Origin of the sequence: Bacillus sp. DTU_2020_1000418_1_SI_GHA_SEK_038, assembly GCF_032341175.1 — a bacterium.
In the GTDB taxonomy this organism is placed as follows: domain Bacteria; phylum Bacillota; class Bacilli; order Bacillales; family Cytobacillaceae; genus Cytobacillus.
On the sequence record NZ_CP135435.1, the window covers coordinates 1,693,089 to 1,717,077 of the forward strand.

Consider the following 23,989-nt stretch of genomic DNA (forward strand, 5'->3'; position numbering starts at 1 on the left):
TCATAAAATTTATTAGAAAATTCAATCTACTAGTGGTAAAATAGAGAATGAATGTTCATTCACTTTTTAGGGGGGATATAATGAAGGAAAAGGTAGTAATTGTTACAGGTGGTTCAAGTGGTATGGGCAAATACATGGCAAAGCGTTTTGCTGAGGCGAATGCTTTTGTTGTTATAACTGGAAGGTCAAGGGAGCGCCTTGATGAAGCGAAATTGGAAATAGAAACATTTCCGGGACAAGTGTTAACTGTTCAAATGGATGTTCGTGAAATAGAACATGTGAAAAATATGGTAGACGAAACGGTAAAAGCCTTTGGAAGAATCGATTATCTTATTAATAATGCTGCTGGAAACTTTATTTGTCCAGCTGAAAAACTTAGCGTAAATGGCTGGAATTCAGTTATCGATATTGTCTTAAATGGAACATTCTATTGCTCTAGTGAAATAGGGAAGTACTGGATCGAAAAGGGGATTAAAGGCAGTATCATCAATATGGTGGCCACATATGCATGGGATGCAGGTGCAGGCGTCATTCATTCAGCTGCAGCGAAAGCTGGCGTATTATCGATGACAAGAACTTTGGCTGTGGAATGGGGAAGAAAATATGGAATAAGAGTGAATGCAATCGCTCCCGGACCGATTGAACGTACTGGAGGAGCCGAGCGGTTATGGGAATCAGAAGCGGCTGCAGAAAGAACAATTAATAGTGTACCATTGGGGAGACTTGGAAAACCTGAGGAAATTGCAGAATTAGCTTATTTTCTATTTTCTGATCATGCAGCATATATTAATGGTGAATGTATTACAATGGACGGGGGACAATGGTTAAATCAATTTCCGTTCTAAAAAAAGAACTAGCAGGAGAAAGGTGTCACTCCTTGCTAGTTCTTTTTTTTAGTAAAAGTAACTGAAAAACTTTTTAAATATAGTATACTAAACTTAAGGGGAGAAGACGCTTCCCTTTCTTCAATATTTGGTTGATTAGGAGATGTTTATTCGTGAGTACATATCGTGTTGAAAAGGATTTCTTGGGAGAAAAGCATGTCCCGATTGAGGCTTATTATGGAATACAAACATTAAGAGCTGTTGAGAATTTTCCCATTACAGGATATAAATTAGACAAAGATTTAATTATTGCGATGGCAATTGTAAAAAAAGCTGCTGCCCTTGCTAACTCAAGTATTGGGCGTTTATATAAAGGAAAAGCAGAGGCAATTTGCAAAGCAGCAGATGAAATTATTTCAGGTAAATGGCATGATCACTTCATTGTCGATCCTATCCAAGGCGGAGCGGGAACTTCCATTAATATGAATGCGAACGAAGTTATCGCAAATAGAGGATTAGAGCTTTTGGGGAAAGAAAAGGGTGAATATTTTCATTTGAATCCAAATATTGATGTTAATATGGCCCAATCCACAAACGATGCCTTTCCAACAGCAATTCATCTTTCTGTTTATAGAGCACTAGAAACTTTGTTAACTACCATGAATGAAATGAAGGAAGCTTTTAATCAAAAGGCGATCGAATTTGATTCTGTTATTAAGATGGGAAGGACTCATTTGCAGGATGCAGTTCCTATTCGTCTTGGGCAGGAATTTAGGGCTTATACGAATGTAATTGAACGAGATATTAAAAGAATCGAAAGATCAAAGGAAGCTTTATTAGAAGTAAATATGGGAGCGACTGCTGTAGGAACCGGGCTCAATGCTGATCCACTTTATATTGAAAAAGTTGTTCAGTATTTAGCTGAGATTTCTGGCATCCCTGTAAAACCAGCCAGCAATCTTGTTGACGCTACACAAAACACGGATACCTATGTAGAGGTATCAGCAGCCCTTAAAATCTGTATGGTGAACATGTCAAAAATCGCTAATGACCTGAGATTAATGGCTTCAGGTCCGAGAGCGGGTTTATATGAAATTAACTTGCCAGCCCGTCAGCCTGGTTCATCAATTATGCCAGGAAAAGTAAATCCGGTGATGCCGGAAGTCCTTAACCAAATTGCTTTCCAAGTAATTGGCAATGACCATACAATTTCTCTTGCCTCTGAAGCGGGCCAATTTGAGTTGAATGTTATGGAGCCAGTACTATTATTTAATCTGCTCCAATCCATCTCAATCATGAATAATGGCTTCCGTGTATTTACTGACTTCTGTGTATCAGGAATAACAGCTAATGCTGACCGACTTAAAGAGTATGTGGAAAAAAGCGTAGGATTATTAACTGCTGTCAATCCGCATATCGGATATAATGTCGCTTCCGAAATTGCCAGAGAGTCAATTGTAAATGGGAAATCCATTCGTGAATTATGCCTGCAATATGATGTGCTAAGTGAAGAAGAATTAGATCTGATTCTAGATCCATATGAAATGACAAAGCCTGGAATCTCTGGTGCATCTTTACTTGATAAGTAATGTTGTTGCCAATATAATGTAATTAATTTATGGACGAAAATACCGATAGGATTATCGGTATTTTTGTCCATTTATCGCAGATTAACGGGTTGTTAGATTCCCGCTGATTGAAGTTTCACTTTATTGAAAAGTATTTGATAAATTTAATACTGGAGGGTATGAAAATGGATGCCCTAGAAATATTAACGGATTTGGATCATGTATTTCCATATTTTCAACCGATATTTAGTGCCGATGAACTAAGAGTCACAGGTTATGAGATATTAGGAAGATATAAAGGAGAAAATGGGGTTGTAAGCTTAGGCCCTATTTTTCTAGATGAAAGCATACCTGAAGAATATAGGCTGGAAATCGATCATACCGTCTTAAGAAAGGCGTTAGAGAAAGCACTTTTATTAGAGGATGATATTCTTCTTTTTATTAATAAAGATGCAGATTTATTAATGTTTGATAATGCTGAATCTTTTCTGTCCATTTTGTTTGAATATCAAGAGAAGGGGATAAAACTAAACCGGATCGTACTAGAATCGACTGAGCGTGTCTACAAGGGGGATGTAGAGCATTTAGACCATCTATTAAATTATATTCGGACTTATGACATCAAGATTGCCATTGATAATATGGGGAATGAGAGAAGCCATTTAGATAGAATTGGGCAAATCTCACCGAATATTTTAAAGGTTGATTTAAATGAGCTTCGGTCTACTGCTTCTGCCCATATATTACATGATATCTTACTTTCTATTTCTTTATTAGCGCGAAAAATTGGGGCCACTTTGCTTTTTAAAAATATTGAAATGGTTTATCAGCTTCAATTCGCGTGGAGAAATGGGGGGAGATATTACCAGGGCTATTATTTACAAAAACCATCAGAGGAATTTGTAGAACGCGATATTAAAAAGGATAAATTAAAGGAAAAATGGCATGAATTTATCTCTTACGAAAAGAAAAAACTCGAAGAATTGTATAATGTTACAGAGAAGTTTAACGAAAGGCTTACTCAGTTTCTCCAAACAAAAAATCGCAGAATGCTCGAATATGAGGATTTAATAAAGGAACTTTCTATATCTTTAACAGATGTCGCTTTTCGCTTATATGTATGTGATGAAAATGGAATTCAGAAATCAGCCAATATCTTTAAGGAAGATAATAATTGGTTGCTTCAGCCAGAATACCTGCATAAAAACTGGAGCTGGCGACCTTATTTTTTCGAGAATATTTTGAAAATGAAAAAGGAAAAGCGAGGTATTTTATCTGATTTATACAGGGATATGGAGACAGGGGAAACAATCCGTACATTTTCGTATCCGTTAAATGCGATTGATTATATATTTATTGATCTTTCATATGATTTCCTTTATGAAAATGAAGGATTACTCTAATATAGAATACCAAGGCCTCCTCAAAGGGGGCCTTTTTTGTCTAAATTTTGTCTGAAAGAGATACATATTATTTAAAATTTTGCGCGTATTTGATAGGTGTGATTCACTTCACTTCAATGAGAACCTTTCGCAATTATTATGTAACTATAAAGAACAAAAGGAGGTAGTGTTCAGATGGGAGCCACAAAACAAGATAATAAATCAAAGGTAGAAGAGCATTCACAGAAAGGTACAGCCTTTTCTGTAACCTTAGTCGGGGCAGTCATTCTGATTACTTATTTTGTACTATTTGGTTTATATATGACTAGAGTATAGGGGGGGAAAATGATGCATCGTGGAGAAAAAATTTGGCTGACATTGAGTTTTGGAATGATTATGGGCTTCATGCTTATTACTGGTTATCAAGGATTTGCTTTAGGAATGGCACCACCAAGTCATAATGAACAAATTGACCCGCAAAAGGTAGACGAAACAGCACCTTTTGATCAGCCTGGTATTAAAAAAATTGGTGAAAATGAATATGAAGTAGTCATGACTTTACAAATATTTAGTTTTACTCCTAGCAATATTGAAATACCTGCAGGATCAACCGTTCATTTCACAATGACGTCTAAAGACGTTGTACACGGATTCCAAGTTGCAAATACGAATATTAATGCGATGGTCATGCCTGGACATATTCAAAAGATAACACAAAAATTTGATAAACCGGGTGATTATTTAGTGCTATGTAATGAATACTGTGGTGCTGGACACCAATTAATGAGTACTACCATTACAGTTAAATAAAGGGGGGAAGTATAGTGGAATCGGTCATTCAACAAAAGGGAAAATCAACAGTTTTTAAAGAAAAAGCAAATAAAGTGCTTGGTATAAGCTTAGAGGACGCTAGAATATCGAAATCATATCTATCTGTTGCATTTATAGCGTTACTTCTTGGCGGATTGTTAGGGTTATTGCAAGGGTTAAATCGTGCTGGTCTTTTAGAATTACCAACATGGTTTAATTATTATCAAGTATTAACAGCACACGGTTTACTTCTAATTGTCGTGCTATCAGCTTTCTTTACAATTGGGTATTTTTATGCAGGACTTTCACATACATTAGGCGGTCTTCTTCCAAAAGTTAGAAAGATGGCTTGGATAGGTTTTTGGATGAAGATATTCGGTTTTGTGTTAGTAGTTATACCAATCGTAATGAATGAAGCATCGGTTATGTTTACCTTCTATCCACCAATGGCAGCTCATCCAGTCTTTTACTTTGGTTTAGTGTTTATCGTATTAGGTGTGTGGATGCTTTCAGCTGGAGCATTTATCAATGTTGCGCACTGGAGAAAGATGAACAAAGGGCAGCATGTTCCAATTCTAGCATTCTTTGCTACTGGTGTATTTGTATTATTAGTCGGCGCAACTGCTTTTGTTGCGGTTGAAGTACTATTTATGATTATTCCATGGTCTCTAGGATGGGTTGATACAATCAATGTTATGGTTGCTCGTACACTATTCTGGGCATTTGGACATACGGCAGTTAATATTTGGTATTTAACAGCAGTTTCAGCATGGTACGTCATTGTACCAAAAGTAATTGGAGGAACACGTTTTAATGACTATTTAACTCGTGTTGTAGTAATTGCATTAGTTATTATGAATATTACTGGTGGATTCCACCATCAAATCGTAGACCCAAGTATTTCAGAACCAGTTAAATTCATGCACGTATTCATGAGTTTAGCAATTGGTTTCCCTTCTCTAATGACTGCTTACGCAATGTTTGCGGTATTTGAGCGTACTGGTAGAAGAAAAGGCGGAAAAGGACTTTTAGGTTGGTTTAAAAAGCTTCCATGGGGAGATGTTCGTTTCTTAGCTCCATTTATCGCAATGGCTGCCTTTGCACCAGCAGGAGCAGGCGGTATTGTTCAAAGTACGAACCAATTAGACCAAGTTGTTCATAATACAATGTGGGTTGTTGGCCACTTCCATTTAACATTAGGTATGTCCGTAGTTATGACATTCTTTGGAATTAGTTATTGGTTAGTCCCATATATTTCAAAACGAGTATTAACACCGCAAATGAATAAATTAGGTGTTATTCAAACGATTATTTGGACAATTGGTATGGTAATTATGTCCTTTTCAATGCACACTGTTGGATTATTTGGTTCACCAAGAAGAACGTCATTTACAACTTATGGCGACTTCTCAGCAACGTTAGGCTGGGATCCATATATGACTGCGGTAGGTATTGGTGCATCACTCCTAATGGTCGCAGTAATTATTCAGGTGTATGCAGTATTTAATTTAATGTTCTTTGCTCCTAAAGGTGAAACAGAATTCCCAATTGCTGAAGTGGAAGAAGGAGAATCTAAAACTCCTTATATGACCGAGCGCTGGGGAGTTTGGGTTGTAGTTATGATCATAGTTGTTGCTATGGCATATGTATTGCCACTGACTGATATGATTGTAAATGCACCACCAGGTTCACCGCCATTTAAGACTTGGTAAATAGAAAAGCGGAGGCGCCTTGCTCACCCCCGACAAGCACAAGACGGGCCTTCCGGAAAGGTGTTCTTTACCTTTCTGGGAGGATCGGCTTGTGACCTCGAGGGGGTAGGCGCTGGAGCTAGACAGAACGAAAAGCGGAGGCGGCTCGTTCAGCCCCGACAAGTCCACCTCGAGGTCGACAAAACGCGACGTCCTCCCAAAAGCTCCGCTTTTGGTCGTGCGATGTGTCGCTGAAGTAGCTTTCCTTGTCCTGTCGCATTGTCGACACTAGTACGTCCTGTACATCGGGGCTAGCCGCTGCAGCTGGACATTGATTGACAATTGAGATAGCTCGAAGATAGGGCTATCTCTTTTTTATAAAAATCAAACAAAAGCAAAATAATGATTTGGGAAGTGATTTCCGTGATCAAAAACCGGCATAATACAATTGCTACCATCCTTGTATTATTGTTTGGCTGTGTGTTGTTTTTTATAGCGACAGATGGATTCCGAGCATTTACGGCAGAAACCGCGAGAGTGAATCAGCTGATGGAGGAAAAGCCCGTATTCCCTGATGTCACTTTAGAGGATAACAAAGGACGGAAATATCCGATTTCTGAGTTTGAAGATAAGTATATATTCATTACATTTCTTTATACATCCTGTGCGACTGTCTGCCCTCAATTAGAAATGAATATGGCTCAAGTTTATGATTTGCTGCCAAGAAAATATATTGGAGAAGACATTGTTTTTTTGAGTATTAGCTTTGATCCGACTAGAGATGACCCAGCGACATTAGAAACATACAGAGAGGCTTTTAATAGCGATGGGGAAACTTGGAGGATGGCGAGAATACCTAATCAGGCTGAATTAGACTCTTTGCTGGAGAAGTTTGGCGTAATAGTAATTCCTGATGGGCTTGGGAATTTCACACATAATTCAGCATTTTATTTAGTTGATAAAAAAGGCCGTTTAATCGATGTTATGGATTATACGGAGATTGAAGAAGCTGCTGCAAAGGTAACAAGCATTCTTGAAAATGAAGCGGGGGTGTAATTTATGACACAAGTTTTCTATGCCTTTCTGTTATATATTTTCCTAATGCTTCCCCCTGTTGCTAATTTAGTGGAGTCAATTATGATTACGCATATGCATATGCAAATGCCGTTGCTTGTTATCTCAGGATTTTTTATGGCACGCTTTTTTCTAATCCGATTTCCGCGTTTTTTCGAAAAATGGAATAGCAATGGTATACCGGGAATTATTTTATTTATGATCATTGTTATATATTGGACAATACCAAGGACAATGGATGAGGCCTTGACGTTACAAAGTGTAGAGATTTTTAAATTTATCAGTTTACCTTTCTTGGCGGGAGTTCCACTTAGAGATAGTTGGAAAAAGCTCAGTTCGACAGGAAAAAACGTCATTATTATCATTTTTACGATTAAGTATTTTGGGATGGGATTTTTATATATTTGGTCACCTGACCAATTATGCAACAATTATTTATTAATTGAACAATTAACCCTTGGTTGGGGGTTTTTGACGACTGCAATTGCACTGTTAATTTATTTGGTGTACAAACATTTTGTTGATCCTTCGCAATATGAATAGAAGGAAGAAGGTGGAATTCATTTTTGTAAACCATTGTAAAAGATACCCATAATCCAAGTGCATTTTTACAGCTTTGGGTTTTGGGTGTTTTTTGTCTAATGAAGGGGCTTTTAGTGTTTTAAAGCTTTTTCCTGTCAGAATCTGCAGTTATTTTACGAATAAAACTATCGTTCTATCCCTTTGTTTGTTGATAAAATGAGAATTATTAAGAAATGAAGGGGATGACAGAATGAACAAGCTATTCATTAAAATTTTTCCAATAATTGTTGCGATAACTTTCACTTTTCCGGCATTAACGAAAGCAGAGGAGACTTTATCCAACCGTGATGATGTCTTTGAATTTGTACAAGCTGCCTATCATGCTCAACTATCACTTGGAGAAAAACCTAGGGCAATGGATGAAATTGATAAAATACTGTCGCCATATTTTACTGAAGAAGCAAAAGGAATTTTTTTAGAAGAAAACCTTTTCTCTGAAAATGGTTTATTTATTACATATGGAACTGATTTTCCATTTTATTATATTCCCTACTTTACCTATACTGATGATACGAAGCTTGTCTCTCAGGAAAATGAAATGTACCTTTTTGAGTTTTTCCCTGAGATGGATGAAGGTCCTGTTTCTTATGAGAGCCATTATGAAGGATTGTTATTAGCATACACTGTTGATGGATGGAGAATAGCTGAATTTCTTTATAATAATATTCCCGAGCAGGTAATGCATCCAGAGAAGAAGCAAAAGGACTCACACTCAACCAGCATAGATCGTGAAGCCTATTATCAGAAAATAGTCCAGTCATCATTCCAGGTTGGCTTATGCATGAATCCATTAGAGTTTTTAATTAAATATGGCGGTTATTGCTCAACTTTTATAAGTGGAAAATGAGCAATTTAACAGAAATAAGTAGTTATTCTTTAATCTCTAGTATCTCTTTTTACCTTTCTAAATCAAAACCGGTGATAACTTCTTCTCCAATTACGATAGTTGGAGTAGAAAATGATTGGTATTTATTGATTAATTCATTTCTTGCCTTTTGATCTTTTTTAATATCTTTTGTGGTAAAAGAAAAGCTGTATTCACTTAAAAATCTTTTCGTTATTTCACAAGGCGGGCAATCCGGCTGTGTATAAATGGTAATTTCTTTCATTAAGGCTCCCTCACTTTCATTTCTATATTAGTGTAAAAGACAGGAGAATTTCAATCAATGAAGCTTGAAACAATAATGATGACATTCAGTTCATTGCCTTTAACACTTAATTTAGCCGTTTCCCAAAAGAAAAAAGAGAAAAATAATATTTTTTTATTGTACAATCAGCTTACATTAATTTATGCTGTTAATATTGGTATGAAGAGGAATGAGACCTGAATTTTCGAAATTTAGTTATTTAGGATAGAAACATGCCAAAAGAGAAACCTAAATATAATGTTTAAGGTTTTTGTGAAAGGAGAGGGAGCATGTCACAGCTTCAAGGGATATTAACACGTTTAAAAAACTTACAGGAACAATCAACAGGCGGAGAGCCAATGCAACGTTTTTTTGAGGTGAACGGCGAACGAAAATGTCAGGTAACCTACCAGCCAAAGAGTGAAATGTTTGAGCTGGAGGTCTATAATGAAAAGGAAAAACCTAAAAGGTATCAATTTGATAATATTGATATGATTACGATTGAAATTTTTGATCTAATTCAATAAACCATCTGAAAGGGAGCCAATTAAGGTTCCCTTTTTCAAATCATTTTGAGGATAGTGGAACTTAATAGGAGCAACTAAATGAAAACTGTGATAAACTAAAATAGATTGATAATAATAATTTGAGGGGTTTCGGCGATGATCAGTCTTTACAGCGGGGAGTTTTTAGAAAATAATATCCGTAATTTTATGATACCTTCAGAACGGGTAGCACATGTGCAAATTGGCAATAATTTAGAGCATGCTCTTTTAGTGTTAACAAAAAGCGGCTACACGGCCATTCCTGTACTTGATCCGTATTATAAACTTCATGGCTTAATAAGTACCCCGTTAATCATGGACTCAATTCTAGGCCTTGAGAGAATTGAATTTGAACAGCTAGAAGAAAAGCGCGTAGAAGAAGTAATGAATCGGAAAATTCCAAGATTAAACATTAATTCATCCATCCAGGATTCAGTTGCTTTATTAATCGACAATCCATTCCTATGCGTTGAGAATGAAGATGGTTTTTTTGAAGGAATATTTACACGAAGAACCATAATGATTGAGTTAAATAAACAAATTCGAAAAAATAGTAAAAACTAATGCTCCCTTTTAAGGGAGCTTGATTTTTTTTACAGATAAGTACGTATACTAAATTAATTATGGGGAGCGAAAAGATTCTAGGAGGATAATTGATTGGAACAGGTTATTGAAAAATCATTCATACATAAAGATAAAAAACAAACAAGACGACCTTTAGTACTAGCTTCAGTCATGCTAGCTATGTTTATGGGGGCAATAGAGGCAACAATTGTGTCAACTGCAATGCCAGTGATTGTAGGGGATTTAGGTGGATTTTCTTTATATAGCTGGGTGTTTTCTTCATATTTACTGATGAATGCAGTGACTGTGCTTATTTATGGGAAGCTATCTGATCTATTTGGAAGAAAACCAATTTTAATTATAGGGATTATCATTTTCTTAATTGGCTCCATATTATGCGGATTTGCGCAGTCCATGAAAATGCTCATCATCTTTAGATTAATTCAGGGCTTTGGCGCAGGTGCTGTTATGCCGATTGCCACTACAATTGTCGGTGATATTTATACGAAGGAAGAGAGAGCCAAAATCCAAGGGTATTTATCAAGTGTATGGGGTATATCTGCTATTATGGGTCCAGCTGTCGGAGGAATTTTAGTTGAATATGTTAGCTGGCATTATGTGTTTTGGATTAATATCCCTCTTGGCATTTTGGCCATTATTGGGATTGCGAAATTTCTTCATGAAAATATTGAAAAGAAAAAGCCTCAGATTGATTATATAGGTGCCTTTCTTCTGACGGTTTCCATTTCATCATTAATGATTGTTCTTGTAGAAGGTGGAGTCAATTGGGCTTGGTCTTCTCCAAAGGCCATTAGCTTAATAGGCATCAGCTTACTAGCTTTCCTATTATTTGTTATTCAGGAGAAAAGAACACCAGAACCAATGATGCCTTTCAGTATATGGAAAGAGCGTTCAATCCTTATCGCAAACTTAGCTTCCTTAACGACTGGGGTTATTTTAATAGGGATATCGAGCTTTCTTCCGGCATTTGTACAAGGTGTGATGGAGCGCTCGCCCATTGTAGCTGGATTTACGTTAACAACCATGTCTATTGGATGGCCACTCGCTTCATGGTCAGCAGGTCGATTATTGTTAAAAATCGGGTTTAGAAGCACATCAATTATCGGTGGTTTATCTCTCATTTTAGGATGTATTGTGTTTTCTACTCTTTCACCCGAGGCAGGACCGCTTTGGGCTGCATGTGGATCTTTCCTTGTCGGTGTTGGAATGGGCTTAACCTTAACGACCTTTATTGTTTCCATCCAGAGTACTGTCAGCTGGCATCAAAGAGGAATAGCAACAGCTGCCAATATGTTTATGAGAAATTTAGGAAATACAATTGGAGCGGCCTTACTAGGCGGTATACTAAATAATCGCATTATGTTCTACTTTAAGGAAAAAGGGCAAGGGGCTGCAGAAGATTTAACAATTGACTCCACGAATATTCTCTTAAATGAAGAGGAAAGAAATAAGCTTGCTGGAGGAGTAAAAGCATTGCTTCAAGATGGCCTTACTTTTTCTTTGCAATCCGTCTATTATACCGTGCTGATTTTTGCTGTGGTCAGCTTTGTCCTGATTATGTTACTTCCGAAAAAAGAACCAGGCTCTGCAAAGTAATTGCAGAGCCTTTTTCGTAATAAAATAATTCATCAACAAAAATGAAACTTTAAACTATTTAGGTTATAGTATAAGAAAAAAAGAACGGAGTGAATATATGTCATCACTTTCTGAGTTTCACTTTCTTTCTGTCCTTGCTCAGGAAATGAATATGAGGAAGGCTGCAGAGAGATTATTTGTTTCACAGCCCGCTTTATCTCAACGCTTGCAAACGATTGAGAAGGAGTGGGGAGAAAAATTATTTGTCCGTTCTCAAAAGGGCTTATCTTTAACACCTGCTGGGGAGCTTGTCATAAAATTTATTAATGAGGTTATTACAAAAGAGGAAAAGGTTAGAGAATCCATCCATGCTCTCAATTCAGAAGTTCATGGTACATTAAAGATAGCTGTTGCATCCATTGTGGGGCAAAATTGGCTTCCACAAGTATTAAAGAAATTCGTAACCCGCTACCCCCAAGCAAAAGTTTCCCTCCTGACCGGCTGGAGCAGCGAAATATTAAAATCGATATATGAAGATCAAGTACATATTGGAATTATTCGGGGAACACCAGATTGGAAGGGGATAAAAATTCATCTTTTTAAGGACCCGCTTTATTTAGTAGATACTGAAATCACTTCACCTGAACAGATCTTAAATACGGATAGGCCATTTATTCAATTTAAAAGTGATTCAAACTATTTTCAGGAAATTCAAGATTGGTGGCTGAGGACATTCAAAACAGCTCCAAAAAGGACAATAGTTGTTGATCAGATTGAAACATGTAAGCAAATGACATTCAACGGGATAGGTTATGCCATCCTGCCTGCCATTACTTTAAATGGAGCGGAGAAGAACATATTTAAGGTTCCATTATTGGATGAGCATGATCTTCCCTTACAACGGGATACATGGCTGCTTGGCTATGAATCCGCCTTCCAGCTCAAGCAAGTACAAGCCTTCGTTGAGTTAATAAAGGAATTTATCGAAGAAGAAGGAAATGAAGATAGGAGCAGTGAATAGAAGAGTTACGGGGAGCATTTTATTTTATTCCGAATGAGATATTTGGTAAAATTATGATGAAACAAAGATATTTAAGATAAGACTGACTTTAATTATTTGATTAAATACTGCAAAATAAGGGTAAAACATGTAATGGGTTTTCTATCAAATTAATTAATTTGATTTTTAATAATAGATATTTAATTAAATTAATTACAATTTGACATTGACTTCAAATCTTTAGTCATCTATACTTGTATTTGTGTACAAGACTTTAAATGAGAAACTGATTAATATATTCTCATTTAATTAATTAATGGAGGGATTACATATGCCAGAACGCATGGTAGGTAAACAAGCACCTAGATTTGAAATGGATGCAGTATTAGCAAACAAAGAATTTGGAAAAGTAAGCCTTGAAGAAAATATGAAGAATGATAAGTGGACAGTTCTTTTCTTCTATCCAATGGACTTTACTTTCGTATGTCCAACTGAAATCACTGCACTTTCAGATCGTTATGATGAGTTTGAAGACTTGGATGCAGAAGTAATTGGAGTTTCTACAGATACAATTCATACTCACTTAGCTTGGATTAATACTGATCGCAAGAACAACGGGCTTGGTGATTTAAAATATCCATTAGCTGCTGATACAAATCATGTTGTTTCACGCGATTATGGAGTGTTAATTGAAGAAGAGGGTATCGCACTTCGCGGACTATATATCATCAGCCCAGAAGGCGAATTAATGTATTCAGTTGTTAACCACAACAACATTGGCCGTGACGTGGATGAAACACTTCGTGTCCTTCAAGCACTTCAAACTGGCGGACTTTGCCCAGCTAACTGGAAGCCAGGACAAAGCACATTAAATGTATAATTAAGAGAATTTTATGAAAAGGCCTAACTTGATTGTTAGGTCTTTTCTTGAAATATGATCGGATTTTTTTCTTAATAAGGGGGATAAACCAATGAAATTACGTGAGCAAATGCCTGAGTTAACAGGTGCAACTGAATGGTTAAATGGAGAGGTAACGAAGGCTCAACTTGTGGGTGAAAAGCCAACTTTAATTCATTTTTGGTCTGTGAGCTGCCATCTTTGTAAAGAAGCTATGCCACATGTTAATAAATTTAGGGATGATTATAAAGACCAATTAAATGTTGTTGCGGTTCATATGCCTCGCTCTGAGGACGATTTGGATCTAGAGGCAATCAAAAAAGTAGCTGCAGAGCATGAAATTACACAGCCTATTTATGTAGACAGTGAGCATAAGTTAAATGAGGCATTCGAAAATCAATACGTCCCAGCTTATTATGTATTTGATAAGGATGGAAGCTTGCGTCATTTCCAAGCAGGCGGAAGCGGTATGAAAATGCTTGAAAAGCGTGTCAATCGTGTATTAGATGAAATGAATAAAGCAGAATAAAGTGAAAAATGGACCAAGCTCAAAGTTTGGTTCTTTTTTTTGAGAATTAGCTCCGTAAAGCTTCATGCTAAAGCAGCGAACAACACTTGACTAATTTCCACAGATAATAATACAATAGATAAATTATAGCAAGTATGTAAATTATCTGATAAATGATCGTTAAAAAGCTGGAGGAATGATTGTGAAAAAGGAATTTGCTGTGATTGGACTTGGGCGTTTTGGTGGAAGCATCTGCAGGGCTTTGGCAGAGGAAGGCATGGAAGTCATGGCAATTGATGTGGATGAAGATCGTGTTAATGAATTCTCTATGATCGCATCACATGCGGTAGTTGGAGATACAACGGACGAAACAGTGATTAAAAGTCTCGGTATTCGAAATTTTGATCATGTCATCGTAGCAATTGGTGATAATATACAGGCAAGTATTTTAACGACATTAATATTAAAAGAATTGGGAGTAACAAAGATAACCGTTAAAGCCCAAAACGATTATCATGAGAAAGTATTAAGAAAAATTGGTGCGGATCATGTTGTCCATCCTGAGCGGGATATGGGGAGACGTATAGCTCATAATATCGTTTCTAATAATGTCCTTGATTATTTGGAGCTTTCTGAAGAACATAGTATTGTTGAAATTGTAGCGAATGACAAGCTTAGTGGACATACTCTGATTGATTTAGATATACGGGCAAAATATGGAATAAATATTGTAGCAATTAAAAGAAAAAATGATATCATCGTTTCCCCATTAGCACATGAGGTCATTCAGCTTAATGATATTTTAATTGTTATTGGAGCAGACGTAGATATTAATCGCTTTGAGAAAAAAGTAATGGGTTAATAACAAAAGCTGAAGCTAGACGCAGGCAAAAAAAGGCTGTAATTCCATTGAGAATTACAGCCCTTTTTTTATTATACTTCCATAATTATTGGTAAAATCATTGGACGGCGTTTCGTTTTTTCATAAAGGAAAGGCGCTAGTGTATCGGTAATCTCGTTTTTGATTTCTGACCACTGGGTCGTTTTCCGTTCCATTACCTTGTTTAAATGCTTGTTAATTAATGATTGAGCATCATTAATAAGATCCCCTGATTCTCTCATATAGACGAAGCCGCGTGAGATGAGGTCAGGGCCTGCAGATATTTTGAAATCCTTCATATTAATGCTGACAACGACAACTACTAATCCTTCCTCAGAAAGAATTCGGCGATCACGAAGCACGATATTGCCGATGTCACCAATTCCGTTTCCGTCAATATAAACCGAACCTGAAGGAATTTTCCCAGCAATTTGTGCTGTATCTTCACTTAGAGCAAGTACTTCTCCATTATCCATTATAAAGCAGTTTTCATCCTTCACACCGCAATCAACAGCTAGCTTCGCGTGCATCTTTTGCATTCTATATTCACCGTGAATCGGCATGAAGAATTTTGGCTTAATTAACCTTAGCATTAACTTTTGCTCTTCTTGACCACCATGTCCTGAAGTGTGAATATCACTTAGCTTTCCATAAATAACCTCTGCACCAGCACGAGAAAGCATATCTATGGTTCTGCTCACACTAATTGTATTTCCTGGAATAGGTGAAGAGGAGAAGACAACAGTATCGCCTGGGTTAATTTGAATTTGACGATGAGTCCCATTAGCAATACGTGATAGAGCAGCCATCGGTTCACCTTGACTCCCAGTACATAAAATAGTTACTTGGTTTGATGGCAAGCGATTAATTTGCTGTGCATCAATAAATGTGTCCTTAGGCGCCTGAATGTAGCCAAGCTCTTGTCCGATATTTATTGCTGCTTCCATACTGCGTCCAAATACAGCAATTTTTCTTCCATTTGAAACAGCTGCTTCAGTCACTTGCTGAAGACGGTGAATATTGGAAGCAAAGGTTGCAAAGATCACTCGGCCTTCTACTTTGCGGAATATGTCATGAATGCTTTCACCAACTCGGCGTTCTGACATTGTAAACTCGGGAATTTCACTATTCGTGCTATCAGATAATAAGCAAAGCACGCCTTCTTTCCCGATTTCAGCCATCTTTGTTAAGTTGGCAGGTTCACCAACTGGCGTAAAATCAAACTTAAAATCACCTGTATGAACAATTTGACCTGGTGGTGTTTTTACGACAATCCCGTATGAGTCTGGAATACTATGAGTTGTCCGAAAAAAAGTAACGGACGTTTTTCTAAACTTAATGACATCATCTTCTTTAATTTCATGCATTTTAGTTTGTCGCAGTAGTCCGTGCTCTTCTAATTTATTGCGAAGCAAACCAAGTGCAAGCTTACCGCCATAAATAGGAATGTTAACCTCTCTTAATAAATAGGGAATTCCGCCAATATGGTCTTCATGTCCGTGCGTGATAAAAAGACCTTTAATTTTGTCTTCATTTTTTACTAAATACGTATAATCAGGTATTACATAATCAATGCCAAGGAGTTCGTCTTCAGGAAATTTAATTCCTGCATCAATTAAGATGATTTCATCCTGGAATTGAACAGCATACGTGTTCTTTCCGATTTCTCCTAGTCCTCCTAGGGCGAAAACTGCTGTTTGATCATTTTTTACAAATTTCATAATTTATTCTATCTCCAATACTTTAAAGTCTTCACTTTGTTTTTCAAATTCTAAAAATTGTCCCTCTAATACGGTGATGAACTCAATATTAAAAGGTTTCTCCGCTAATTTAAGCCGTACATCTCTTTCAGATTCTCCTTCAACATAAATAGATTGTGTTTTTTCACGAACAGGTACCTCTTTTTTTGATTCTTGATAAAAAACTTTAAAAATCATTAAAATCTCTCCTTCATCCGAATAACTTTTTCTATTATATATAAAATTAACATGATTTACATGTTTTTTCTTATTAAAGAGTAAATTTGTATGTAAATGGTTTTTTAATATAAGTCAACATGATACGATAAGGAACGAGCCCTTCGCAAGAATGAAGGGCTCAAGTATAAACTGTCTAGCTTCAGCCCCCAGCCCCGATGTACAGGACGTACTAGTGTCGACAATGCGACAGGACAGGGAAAGCTTCGTCAGCGACACATCGCACGACCAAAAGCGGAGCTTTTGGGAGGATGTCGCGTTTTTGTCGACCTCGAGGTCATAAGCCAATCCGTCATGAAGGTTAAAGTGCAACCTTCCTGCCGGCTCGTCTTATGCTTGTCGGACTTGCACAGGATGTGCTGACATCGATGTTCGCCACAGGACGTGGCGGTCTTTAATCGATGTTCCCTGTCAGGGCGCTTCCGCATTTCTTTTAAGCTATAGTTTTCTTTCGCAGCATATCTCTCCACTGTTTTAAAAGCTTCTTTCTTAGCTTCTTTAACATTGTGGATCAACTCCTTACTTTCTATTTTAAACAATCCTTGTCCAAAGTAAAGTATTCAAGGATGGTATTAAAAGATTTAGTTGTTTTATTATATGACAAATTTAGTTAATCTCTCGTGGATATTTTTGGGCAGCTCATAAAATAGTGAAAGATTCCTCTATTATAAACTTGATTGACAATTAGCTAAAATGGGTTTAGTGTTTTATTACGCAAATCGAAATTTTTTTTAAATTAGTTTTGAAGTAAGGATGAGGAAAATGGGAAAGCTATACAGTGCATTAGCGATTTTAAGCATCATTTGGGGAACGTCATTTTTATTTATTAAGCTATTGCTGGAAGATTTGGGACCTGCTGGAGTTGTTTTTGGAAGATCCCTTTTTGGCTTTTTGATTCTAGCCATTTTCGTTCTAATTAAACGGGAAAAAATTCATTACAAAGAGCTTCCATTAACAAAGCTTTTCGTAGTGGGATTACTAAACAATACATTGCCATGGCTGCTTATTTCTATGGGGCAGACGAAGATCTCTTCAAGCTTAGCTTCCATTATTAATGCTACAACACCTATCTGGACACTCCTAATTGGAACGCTTTTTTTCTCAACGGTTTTAAGAAAAAATCAATGGATCGGTATTGGACTTGGTTTTATTGGAATTTTTATAATATCTGATTTAACATCTGGTGACTTACTTTCAGGACATTTTTCGGGAATCCTGTTTTTATTAGGTGCGACTATTTGTTATGGCGCAGGCACACAACTGACAAAGAAAACATTAGGTCAAGTATCGAGCTTACATATATCCTTATTTACCTTATTTTCTGCTGCGTTGATTAGTTTTTTCGTGATGTTGTTTTCTTCGCCCGATTCCTTTGCTGCTTTTACGGAATGGCATGTCATTTTCTCGCTGCTAGGCTTAGGTTCTTTAGGCTCAGGAGTTGCCTATCTGCTATTTTACTATTTAGTAAAAGAAGGAGGCCCGGAATTTGCTTCCTTGGTAACCTATCTAGTGCCAGGATCAGCCATTTTATGGGGAGCTTTCATATTGGGAGAAAGTATTCATTTTACAATGATTGTTGGCCTGCTAATCATTTTTCTTGGTGTTTATATCACCTCCACTAAAGAAAAACAAAAAGAAGGCAAAGCTGCAGCTTAATATGTTTTAGAAGGGAAAGGAACATAATTGAAAAAAATAGTATTCTTTGATATAGATGGAACATTGTTAGATAGTGATAAACAGCTCCCAAAGTCAACAAAACATGCACTGGAGCAATTAAAGGATAACGGCGTATTTGTTGCAATTGCAACAGGGCGTGCCCCCTTTATGTTTGACAGGCTGCGCAAAGAGCTGGATATCGATTCCTTTGTAAGCTTTAATGGACAATATGTGGTTTTTGAGAATGAAGTCATATTTAAAAATGGTCTGCCATCAGCGGAACTTGAAAAATTAGTGACTTACTCAAGTGAGAGAGGACATTCTCTAGTGTTTTTAGATGAAAAAGAAATGAAATCTTCAGAACTTGATAACAGACTAATAGAAGAAAGTATCGGAAGTTTGAAATTTCCGTATCCAGAAAAAGATATTGAGTTTTATAAAAATAAGGAAATCTATCAAGCCTTAGTATTTTCAGAAGAAAAAGAGGATGCGGCTTATGAAAGAGATTTTCCAAACTTCCGTTTTATTCGCTGGCATCAATTTTCAACAGATGTGTTGCCGGCTGGAGGTTCAAAAGCAGAGGGAATAAAGCTAATGATTAGCAGACTGGGAATTGAAATGAAGAATGTTTATGCTTTCGGGGATGGATTAAATGATAAAGAAATGCTTCAATCAGTTGGAACAGGGATTGCTATGGGGAATGCATTAGACGAAGTTAAACTTGCTGCAGATGTTACAACAACATCGGTAAATAACAACGGCATTTGGGACGGCTTGAAAAAAGTAGGATTAATTTAGGGGGAATTAGAGCATAGGAAAAGACTGAACGCTAATGTTCAGTCTTTTCCTATGGGTCTTAAAATCCAATAGGCATAGTTCTATCTTTCGATTGGAATAGCTCCCTCTATTGGCTTAAATGGATCTTCTTTATTAATATGATCATAAAACATAATTCCGTTCAGGTGATCAATTTCGTGCTGAAACACGATAGCTAATATCCCTTTTAGCCTTAATTTGACTTCAACTCCATCAAGGGTAGTTCCTTGAACAGTTATTCTTGCATATCTCGGAACATTTCCAGGAATCGATTCATCAACTGATAAACAGCCTTCCCCGGAAGTTAGGTACGTTTGTTCAACAGAATGGCTTTTAATTTTTGGATTAAACAGCGCATAATTATGAAGAGTTCCTTTTTCATCCTTAAGGTAAACAGCAATCATCCTTTTTGAAATATTGATTTGCGGAGCAGCCAAACCAATGCCTGCACGAAGCCCGTATTTTTCAGCAATCTCTGGGTTCTGACTGTTTATTACATAGTCTAAAAGGCTTTGAAGTATTCCTTTATCCTCCTCGGAAGGCGGAAGTGCGACTTCTTTTGCAACTTTTCTTAATGTGGGATGCCCATCACGAATAATATCCTTCATCGTTAACATTTCCTTCACTCCTGTAGCATAAAATCAATCGGCGAATTATTAATTACTTTATTTAGTCTATCAAAATGAATGAAAAATGTTAATAAAAAGGGAAGGTGCATTTTTGCACCTTCCCCATGAATATTATCTCCAGCAAGCGCAGCCAACGATGATAAGAAGAATGAAAAGCACAACAATCAGCGCGAAGCCTCTGCCGTAGCCCGCACCTCCAACAAACCCTGGATAGCCGCAGCCATAACCGTATCCGCCATAACCATACATGAAGGATAACCTCCCTAAAAGTAGATTACCGCCCACAAATATTTTCTATAGGACGATTAATATAGCCTATGTTTGGAGGATTTTGTTGGTGAAGGCCTTTGCCTATGTCATAAATGAAAAGTATTGGGAATAGATTGTTAGTGGACAAGCCTTCTAAGTATTGAAAAATGAAAAGGCTGCAGGTATAGTTAAATTGTTCTAATTAAGGAGGTTTAAAGTGTGTCGGTACCTATAAAAAGCTGCCTATTAATTATTTGTATAAGTGCGGTTATGATCATTTCTGGCTGTTTAAGTACTAGCTCACCTGTTGAGAAAATATATGATGTGCTAGAAAGAGTTGTTGCATCGGAAGAGGTATTTGAAAAGCAGCAGGATCCGTTAGTTGAATTAGAAAAGAAAGAAAAAGAAATTTATGATAAAATAATTTCCCTTGGAATGAAGGAAATTGAAGAAGTTTCTATATTGTCAAATGAAGCTGCCAATATCGTTGACCAGAGGCAAGAGCATATGGTGAAGGAAAAGGAAAGCATTAAAGCGTCTGAAAAGGAGTTTAAATCTTTAGAATCCCTAATTGAAGAAATTGATGAGCCTAAACTAAAAGGATTATCTCAAGATTTATTCGATTGTATGATGGAAAGATATGCCACCCATGAAGAAATATTTCAACATTACTCTAAAGCGGTTCAATTAGATAAAGATCTTTATGCTATGTTTAAAGAAGAAAGTCTTCAATTGATTCAGCTTGAGGATCAAATCAATAAAATTAATGAAGCATATGGAAATATTATTAATGCTAATAAAAAATTTAATGATAAAACAAAGCAATATAATGAATTAAAATTATCCTTCTATAAAGAATCCGGACTAGACGTTAAAATGAAGGACTAATGAGCAAGGGCAGCATTTACTAAATGCTGCCCTTGCTATATTTTACAATACAATATTAAATTATCCTCTGGAATGATGTGCTATAACACGCTGCTAGTGTTACTTTTTTTATAGAACAGCGCATAAAGAATTATAATACAGAATTTCTCGAAGGGAATTACTTAAAAAACGTGAAAACGTTGTAAAAACTTAATATCAAGTAGTTGACGGAAGAAATAATGTGATTTAAACTTAAAATCATTAATAGAAATGTGTATCAATTTTGTTGCAAATTTAATTGATACAGAATAAGATAGAATATGAGTTAACAACAATAGAAGTTATAAACTGAAGAAAATGGAATCCTAAAAAAGCAGAAATCCAGGCAATTATTTATTTCTGAATATTTTCATTTTTACCAAATACAATTCACTCTGCTTACGTTTTCTATTTTAACTTAGTTTTGGGTAACCTAGAAATTGTATTGAACTCATATTATTACGTCTCTTTTAAAACTATGGAAAGGGTGACACGTATGGCTTCTAAAACAAAATTGGCACAATTGGATGTTGGGAAGCAGCTTGAAATTGTTGAAGAACAATTTCAAACGTTTCAAATTCTTAATGAGGAAGGAAAAGTAGTAAATGAATCAGCAATGCCTGATTTAAGCGATGAACAGCTTCAGGAATTAATGCGAAGAATGGTTTACACACGCATACTAGATCAACGCTCTATTTCTTTAAATAGACAAGGAAGACTTGGCTTCTATGCACCAACTGCAGGCCAGGAAGCTTCTCAGCTGGCTTCACAATTTGCATTGGAGAAGGAAGATTTTATACTTCCTGGATACCGTGATGTACCGCAAATGATTTGGCATGGTCTTCCACTATCTCAAGCTTTCTTATGGTCAAGAGGACACTTTGAGGGTGGGAATATTCCAGAAGGTGTTAATGTTATTGCTCCGCAAATTATTATTGGAGCTCAATACATCCAGGCAGCTGGTGTAGCACTAGGAATGAAAAAACGTGGAGCAAAAGCAGTTGCTGTGACTTATACAGGCGATGGCGGTACTTCGCAAGGTGACTTCTATGAGGGAATTAACTTTGCAGGTTCTTATGGTGCTCCGGCAATTTTTATTGTTCAAAATAATAGATTCGCTATTTCTACTCCAGTTTCTGTACAAACTGCTGCTAAAACACTTGCTCAAAAAGCTGTCGCAGCTGGAATTCCGGGAATTCAAGTAGATGGGATGGATCCATTGGCTGTTTATGTGGCTGTACGAGAGGCTCGTGAGCGTGCAATCAACGGGGAAGGTCCAACATTAATTGAGACTCTTACTTACCGCTATGGTCCTCATACGATGGCTGGAGACGATCCTACACGTTACCGTACAGCTGATCTTGATAATGAGTGGGAAAAGAAAGACCCGCTTGTCCGTTTCCGCAAATTCTTGGAGGATAAAGGAATTTGGAATGAAGAAATGGAAAACGAAACAATTGAAAAAGCAAAAGAAGATATTAAAGTTGCAATAAAACAAGCAGATGACACACCTAAACAAAAAGTAACTGACCTCATTTCAATCATGCATGAAGATGCAGGAATGCCTTATAACTTAAAAGAACAATTTGAAATATATAAAGAAAAGGAGTCGAAGTAAGCCATGGCGCAAATGACAATGATTCAGGCAATTACTGATGCTTTACGCACAGAGTTGCGAAATGATCCGAATGTATTAGTATTCGGAGAAGATGTGGGCGTGAACGGCGGCGTATTCCGTGCTACTGAAGGTCTTCAAAATGAATTCGGCGAAGAACGTGTATTTGATACGCCTTTAGCTGAATCTGGAATCGGCGGCCTTGCGGTTGGTCTTAGCTTACAAGGCTTCCGACCAGTACCTGAAATACAATTTTTCGGTTTCGTATATGAAGTAATGGATTCTATTTCCGGACAACTGGCGCGCATGCGCTATCGTTCTGGCGGCAGATATAATGCGCCTGTAACCATTCGTTCACCTTTTGGAGGTGGCGTACATACTCCAGAAATGCATGCTGACAGCTTGGAAGGGCTAATGGCTCAACAGCCTGGGTTAAAGGTTGTTATTCCATCAACTCCTTATGATGCAAAAGGTCTTTTAATTTCGGCCATCCGTGATAATGACCCGGTCATTTTCCTTGAGCATATGAAATTATACCGTTCTTTTCGTCAAGAAGTACCTGAGGAAGAGTACACAATTCCATTAGGTAAAGCTGAAGTGAAACGAGAAGGAAAAGACTTGTCGATTATTACTTATGGAGCAATGGTGCATGAAGCATTAAAGGCTGCTGAAGAATTAGAAAAAGAAGGCTATTCTGCAGAGGTAATCGATCTACGTACAGTATCACCAATTGATATTGAAACTATTATTGCTACTGTTGAAAAAACAGGACGTGCAATTGTCGTTCAAGAGGCTCAAAAGCAGGCTGGTATTGCTGCTAATGTTGTAGCAGAGATTAATGACCGTGCAATCTTAAGCCTTGAAGCCCCTGTCCTTCGCGTTGCAGCACCGGATACAGTTTTTGCTTTCCCACAAGCTGAAACGGTTTGGCTTCCAAACTATAAGGATATTATTGAAACGGGTAAGAAAGTTTTAACTTTCTAAAAGAGTGTAATTACTTTCTTTCGAAGGGGAGAATGAGGGAAGGAATAGAAAATCGGTACAAATACCGATTTTCTTCTTTCCAGCTTCTGTCCTTCCTTATATTGTTAGT

27 protein-coding genes are annotated in these 23,989 nt (G+C 36.9%); 22 read left to right on the plus strand and 5 right to left on the minus strand.

What is annotated here, in order from left to right; genetic code table 11:
* The first annotated feature begins 80 nt into the window (after window positions 1-80).
* From fadH to RRV45_RS08425, 9 genes are all read left to right on the plus strand, one after another.
* The gene (gene fadH / locus RRV45_RS08385; protein ID WP_315668361.1) at window positions 81-845 is read left to right on the plus strand and encodes a 2,4-dienoyl-CoA reductase; all 765 of its coding nucleotides are present in this window, start codon (window positions 81-83) and stop codon (window positions 843-845) included.
* A gap of 152 nt (window positions 846-997) precedes the next feature.
* Window positions 998-2,413, plus strand: a complete 1,416-nt coding sequence (gene aspA / locus RRV45_RS08390; RefSeq protein WP_315668362.1) for an aspartate ammonia-lyase — start codon at window positions 998-1,000, stop codon at window positions 2,411-2,413.
* 164 nt (window positions 2,414-2,577) lie between these two features.
* Complete coding sequence (locus RRV45_RS08395) at window positions 2,578-3,795, plus strand: EAL domain-containing protein (protein ID WP_315668363.1); 1,218 nt, start codon at window positions 2,578-2,580, stop codon at window positions 3,793-3,795.
* Window positions 3,796-3,969: 174 nt separating this feature from the next.
* Window positions 3,970-4,110, plus strand: coding sequence for a cytochrome c oxidase subunit 2A (locus RRV45_RS08400; RefSeq protein ID WP_315668364.1), 141 nt, complete (start codon window positions 3,970-3,972; stop codon window positions 4,108-4,110).
* A 9-nt stretch (window positions 4,111-4,119) separates the two neighbouring features.
* Window positions 4,120-4,584: a cytochrome c oxidase subunit II gene (locus tag RRV45_RS08405; RefSeq protein ID WP_315668365.1), complete on the plus strand. Its 465-nt coding sequence runs from the start codon at window positions 4,120-4,122 to the stop codon at window positions 4,582-4,584.
* Window positions 4,585-4,598: 14 nt separating this feature from the next.
* Entirely contained in the window at window positions 4,599-6,296 is a 1,698-nt protein-coding gene (locus RRV45_RS08410; RefSeq protein WP_315668366.1) for a cbb3-type cytochrome c oxidase subunit I, read from the plus strand.
* A 402-nt stretch (window positions 6,297-6,698) separates the two neighbouring features.
* A complete protein-coding gene (locus RRV45_RS08415; protein WP_315668367.1) occupies window positions 6,699-7,331 on the plus strand; it encodes an SCO family protein in 633 nt (210 codons plus the stop codon).
* Between the two features lie 3 nt (window positions 7,332-7,334).
* On the plus strand, window positions 7,335-7,892 hold the full coding sequence (locus tag RRV45_RS08420) for a hypothetical protein (protein ID WP_315668368.1): 558 nt from the start codon (window positions 7,335-7,337) through the stop codon (window positions 7,890-7,892).
* Between the two features lie 229 nt (window positions 7,893-8,121).
* Window positions 8,122-8,778 carry a DUF3993 domain-containing protein gene (locus tag RRV45_RS08425; protein ID WP_315668369.1) on the plus strand — a complete coding sequence of 219 codons (657 nt, stop codon included), beginning with the start codon at window positions 8,122-8,124 and terminating at the stop codon, window positions 8,776-8,778.
* A gap of 49 nt (window positions 8,779-8,827) precedes the next feature.
* Here the strand turns inward: RRV45_RS08425 and RRV45_RS08430 are convergent, their stop codons facing one another.
* Window positions 8,828-9,040, minus strand: coding sequence for a glutaredoxin family protein (locus RRV45_RS08430; protein ID WP_315668370.1), 213 nt, complete (start codon window positions 9,038-9,040; stop codon window positions 8,828-8,830).
* A 57-nt stretch (window positions 9,041-9,097) separates the two neighbouring features.
* On the opposite strand from RRV45_RS08430, the gene RRV45_RS08435 reads away from it, so the two are divergent.
* The 8 genes from RRV45_RS08435 to RRV45_RS08470 all read left to right on the plus strand — a co-directional run bounded on the left by RRV45_RS08435 (window position 9,098) and on the right by RRV45_RS08470 (window position 15,031).
* On the plus strand, window positions 9,098-9,259 hold the full coding sequence (locus RRV45_RS08435; protein WP_315668371.1) for a hypothetical protein: 162 nt from the start codon (window positions 9,098-9,100) through the stop codon (window positions 9,257-9,259).
* An 89-nt stretch (window positions 9,260-9,348) separates the two neighbouring features.
* A complete protein-coding gene (locus RRV45_RS08440) occupies window positions 9,349-9,585 on the plus strand; it encodes a YkuJ family protein (protein ID WP_315668372.1) in 237 nt (78 codons plus the stop codon).
* Window positions 9,586-9,720: 135 nt separating this feature from the next.
* Entirely contained in the window at window positions 9,721-10,167 is a 447-nt protein-coding gene (cbpB, locus tag RRV45_RS08445; RefSeq protein ID WP_315668373.1) for a cyclic-di-AMP-binding protein CbpB, read from the plus strand.
* A gap of 171 nt (window positions 10,168-10,338) precedes the next feature.
* The gene (locus RRV45_RS08450) at window positions 10,339-11,784 is read left to right on the plus strand and encodes an MDR family MFS transporter (RefSeq protein WP_315668972.1); all 1,446 of its coding nucleotides are present in this window, start codon (window positions 10,339-10,341) and stop codon (window positions 11,782-11,784) included.
* A gap of 70 nt (window positions 11,785-11,854) precedes the next feature.
* The gene (locus RRV45_RS08455; RefSeq protein ID WP_410489369.1) at window positions 11,855-12,784 is read left to right on the plus strand and encodes a LysR family transcriptional regulator; all 930 of its coding nucleotides are present in this window, start codon (window positions 11,855-11,857) and stop codon (window positions 12,782-12,784) included.
* A gap of 310 nt (window positions 12,785-13,094) precedes the next feature.
* Window positions 13,095-13,643 (plus strand): peroxiredoxin, encoded by a 549-nt coding sequence (locus RRV45_RS08460; protein WP_315668375.1) that lies wholly within the window; start codon window positions 13,095-13,097, stop codon window positions 13,641-13,643.
* 91 nt (window positions 13,644-13,734) lie between these two features.
* A complete protein-coding gene (locus RRV45_RS08465; RefSeq protein WP_315668376.1) occupies window positions 13,735-14,190 on the plus strand; it encodes a TlpA family protein disulfide reductase in 456 nt (151 codons plus the stop codon).
* Between the two features lie 181 nt (window positions 14,191-14,371).
* Window positions 14,372-15,031, plus strand: coding sequence for a potassium channel family protein (locus tag RRV45_RS08470; protein ID WP_315668377.1), 660 nt, complete (start codon window positions 14,372-14,374; stop codon window positions 15,029-15,031).
* Window positions 15,032-15,102: 71 nt separating this feature from the next.
* Here RRV45_RS08470 and rnjA read toward each other — a convergent pair whose 3' ends face one another.
* Together rnjA and RRV45_RS08480 are read right to left on the minus strand one after the other, a co-directional pair.
* A complete protein-coding gene (rnjA, locus tag RRV45_RS08475; RefSeq protein ID WP_315668378.1) occupies window positions 15,103-16,770 on the minus strand; it encodes a ribonuclease J1 in 1,668 nt (555 codons plus the stop codon).
* A 3-nt stretch (window positions 16,771-16,773) separates the two neighbouring features.
* Window positions 16,774-16,986: a DNA-dependent RNA polymerase subunit epsilon gene (locus tag RRV45_RS08480; RefSeq protein WP_315668379.1), complete on the minus strand. Its 213-nt coding sequence runs from the start codon at window positions 16,984-16,986 to the stop codon at window positions 16,774-16,776.
* An 801-nt stretch (window positions 16,987-17,787) separates the two neighbouring features.
* Between RRV45_RS08480 and RRV45_RS08485 the strand changes: the two genes are divergently transcribed.
* Window positions 17,788-18,681, plus strand: a complete 894-nt coding sequence (locus RRV45_RS08485) for a DMT family transporter (RefSeq protein ID WP_315668380.1) — start codon at window positions 17,788-17,790, stop codon at window positions 18,679-18,681.
* 27 nt (window positions 18,682-18,708) lie between these two features.
* Entirely contained in the window at window positions 18,709-19,479 is a 771-nt protein-coding gene (locus RRV45_RS08490; RefSeq protein ID WP_315668381.1) for a Cof-type HAD-IIB family hydrolase, read from the plus strand.
* An 80-nt stretch (window positions 19,480-19,559) separates the two neighbouring features.
* Here RRV45_RS08490 and def read toward each other — a convergent pair whose 3' ends face one another.
* On the minus strand, window positions 19,560-20,114 hold the full coding sequence (def, locus tag RRV45_RS08495; protein WP_315668382.1) for a peptide deformylase: 555 nt from the start codon (window positions 20,112-20,114) through the stop codon (window positions 19,560-19,562).
* A 123-nt stretch (window positions 20,115-20,237) separates the two neighbouring features.
* On the minus strand, window positions 20,238-20,375 hold the full coding sequence (locus RRV45_RS08500) for a YjcZ family sporulation protein (RefSeq protein WP_315668383.1): 138 nt from the start codon (window positions 20,373-20,375) through the stop codon (window positions 20,238-20,240).
* Between the two features lie 219 nt (window positions 20,376-20,594).
* Here RRV45_RS08500 and RRV45_RS08505 point away from each other — a divergent pair, with 219 nt between their 5' ends.
* The 3 genes from RRV45_RS08505 to RRV45_RS08515 all read left to right on the plus strand — a co-directional run bounded on the left by RRV45_RS08505 (window position 20,595) and on the right by RRV45_RS08515 (window position 23,880).
* The gene (locus RRV45_RS08505) at window positions 20,595-21,263 is read left to right on the plus strand and encodes a YkyA family protein (protein WP_315668384.1); all 669 of its coding nucleotides are present in this window, start codon (window positions 20,595-20,597) and stop codon (window positions 21,261-21,263) included.
* Window positions 21,264-21,777: 514 nt separating this feature from the next.
* Window positions 21,778-22,899, plus strand: a complete 1,122-nt coding sequence (gene pdhA, locus RRV45_RS08510) for a pyruvate dehydrogenase (acetyl-transferring) E1 component subunit alpha (RefSeq protein ID WP_315668385.1) — start codon at window positions 21,778-21,780, stop codon at window positions 22,897-22,899.
* Window positions 22,900-22,902: 3 nt separating this feature from the next.
* Complete coding sequence (locus RRV45_RS08515) at window positions 22,903-23,880, plus strand: alpha-ketoacid dehydrogenase subunit beta (protein ID WP_315668386.1); 978 nt, start codon at window positions 22,903-22,905, stop codon at window positions 23,878-23,880.
* Window positions 23,881-23,989 lie beyond the last annotated feature (109 nt).

Bases quoted from the DNA above. Each gene is read 5' to 3' on its own strand.
- RRV45_RS08515 (WP_315668386.1), top strand. From the start codon at position 22,903: ATGGCGCAAATGACAATGATTCAGGCAATTACTGATGCTTTACGCACA.
- RRV45_RS08430 (WP_315668370.1), bottom strand. From the start codon at position 9,040: ATGAAAGAAATTACCATTTATACACAGCCGGATTGCCCGCCTTGTGAA.
- RRV45_RS08420 (WP_315668368.1), top strand. From the start codon at position 7,335: ATGACACAAGTTTTCTATGCCTTTCTGTTATATATTTTCCTAATGCTT.
- RRV45_RS08500 (WP_315668383.1), bottom strand. From the start codon at position 20,375: ATGTATGGTTATGGCGGATACGGTTATGGCTGCGGCTATCCAGGGTTT.
- RRV45_RS08480 (WP_315668379.1), bottom strand. From the start codon at position 16,986: ATGATTTTTAAAGTTTTTTATCAAGAATCAAAAAAAGAGGTACCTGTT.
- RRV45_RS08435 (WP_315668371.1), top strand. From the start codon at position 9,098: ATGAAGCTTGAAACAATAATGATGACATTCAGTTCATTGCCTTTAACA.
- RRV45_RS08460 (WP_315668375.1), top strand. From the start codon at position 13,095: ATGCCAGAACGCATGGTAGGTAAACAAGCACCTAGATTTGAAATGGAT.
- RRV45_RS08400 (WP_315668364.1), top strand. From the start codon at position 3,970: ATGGGAGCCACAAAACAAGATAATAAATCAAAGGTAGAAGAGCATTCA.
- RRV45_RS08450 (WP_315668972.1), top strand. From the start codon at position 10,339: ATGCTAGCTATGTTTATGGGGGCAATAGAGGCAACAATTGTGTCAACT.
- RRV45_RS08485 (WP_315668380.1), top strand. From the start codon at position 17,788: ATGGGAAAGCTATACAGTGCATTAGCGATTTTAAGCATCATTTGGGGA.
- rnjA (WP_315668378.1), bottom strand. From the start codon at position 16,770: ATGAAATTTGTAAAAAATGATCAAACAGCAGTTTTCGCCCTAGGAGGA.
- fadH (WP_315668361.1), top strand. From the start codon at position 81: ATGAAGGAAAAGGTAGTAATTGTTACAGGTGGTTCAAGTGGTATGGGC.
- def (WP_315668382.1), bottom strand. From the start codon at position 20,114: ATGTTAACGATGAAGGATATTATTCGTGATGGGCATCCCACATTAAGA.
- RRV45_RS08465 (WP_315668376.1), top strand. From the start codon at position 13,735: ATGAAATTACGTGAGCAAATGCCTGAGTTAACAGGTGCAACTGAATGG.
- RRV45_RS08425 (WP_315668369.1), top strand. From the start codon at position 8,122: ATGAACAAGCTATTCATTAAAATTTTTCCAATAATTGTTGCGATAACT.
- cbpB (WP_315668373.1), top strand. From the start codon at position 9,721: ATGATCAGTCTTTACAGCGGGGAGTTTTTAGAAAATAATATCCGTAAT.
- RRV45_RS08405 (WP_315668365.1), top strand. From the start codon at position 4,120: ATGATGCATCGTGGAGAAAAAATTTGGCTGACATTGAGTTTTGGAATG.
- RRV45_RS08440 (WP_315668372.1), top strand. From the start codon at position 9,349: ATGTCACAGCTTCAAGGGATATTAACACGTTTAAAAAACTTACAGGAA.
- RRV45_RS08395 (WP_315668363.1), top strand. From the start codon at position 2,578: ATGGATGCCCTAGAAATATTAACGGATTTGGATCATGTATTTCCATAT.
- pdhA (WP_315668385.1), top strand. From the start codon at position 21,778: ATGGCTTCTAAAACAAAATTGGCACAATTGGATGTTGGGAAGCAGCTT.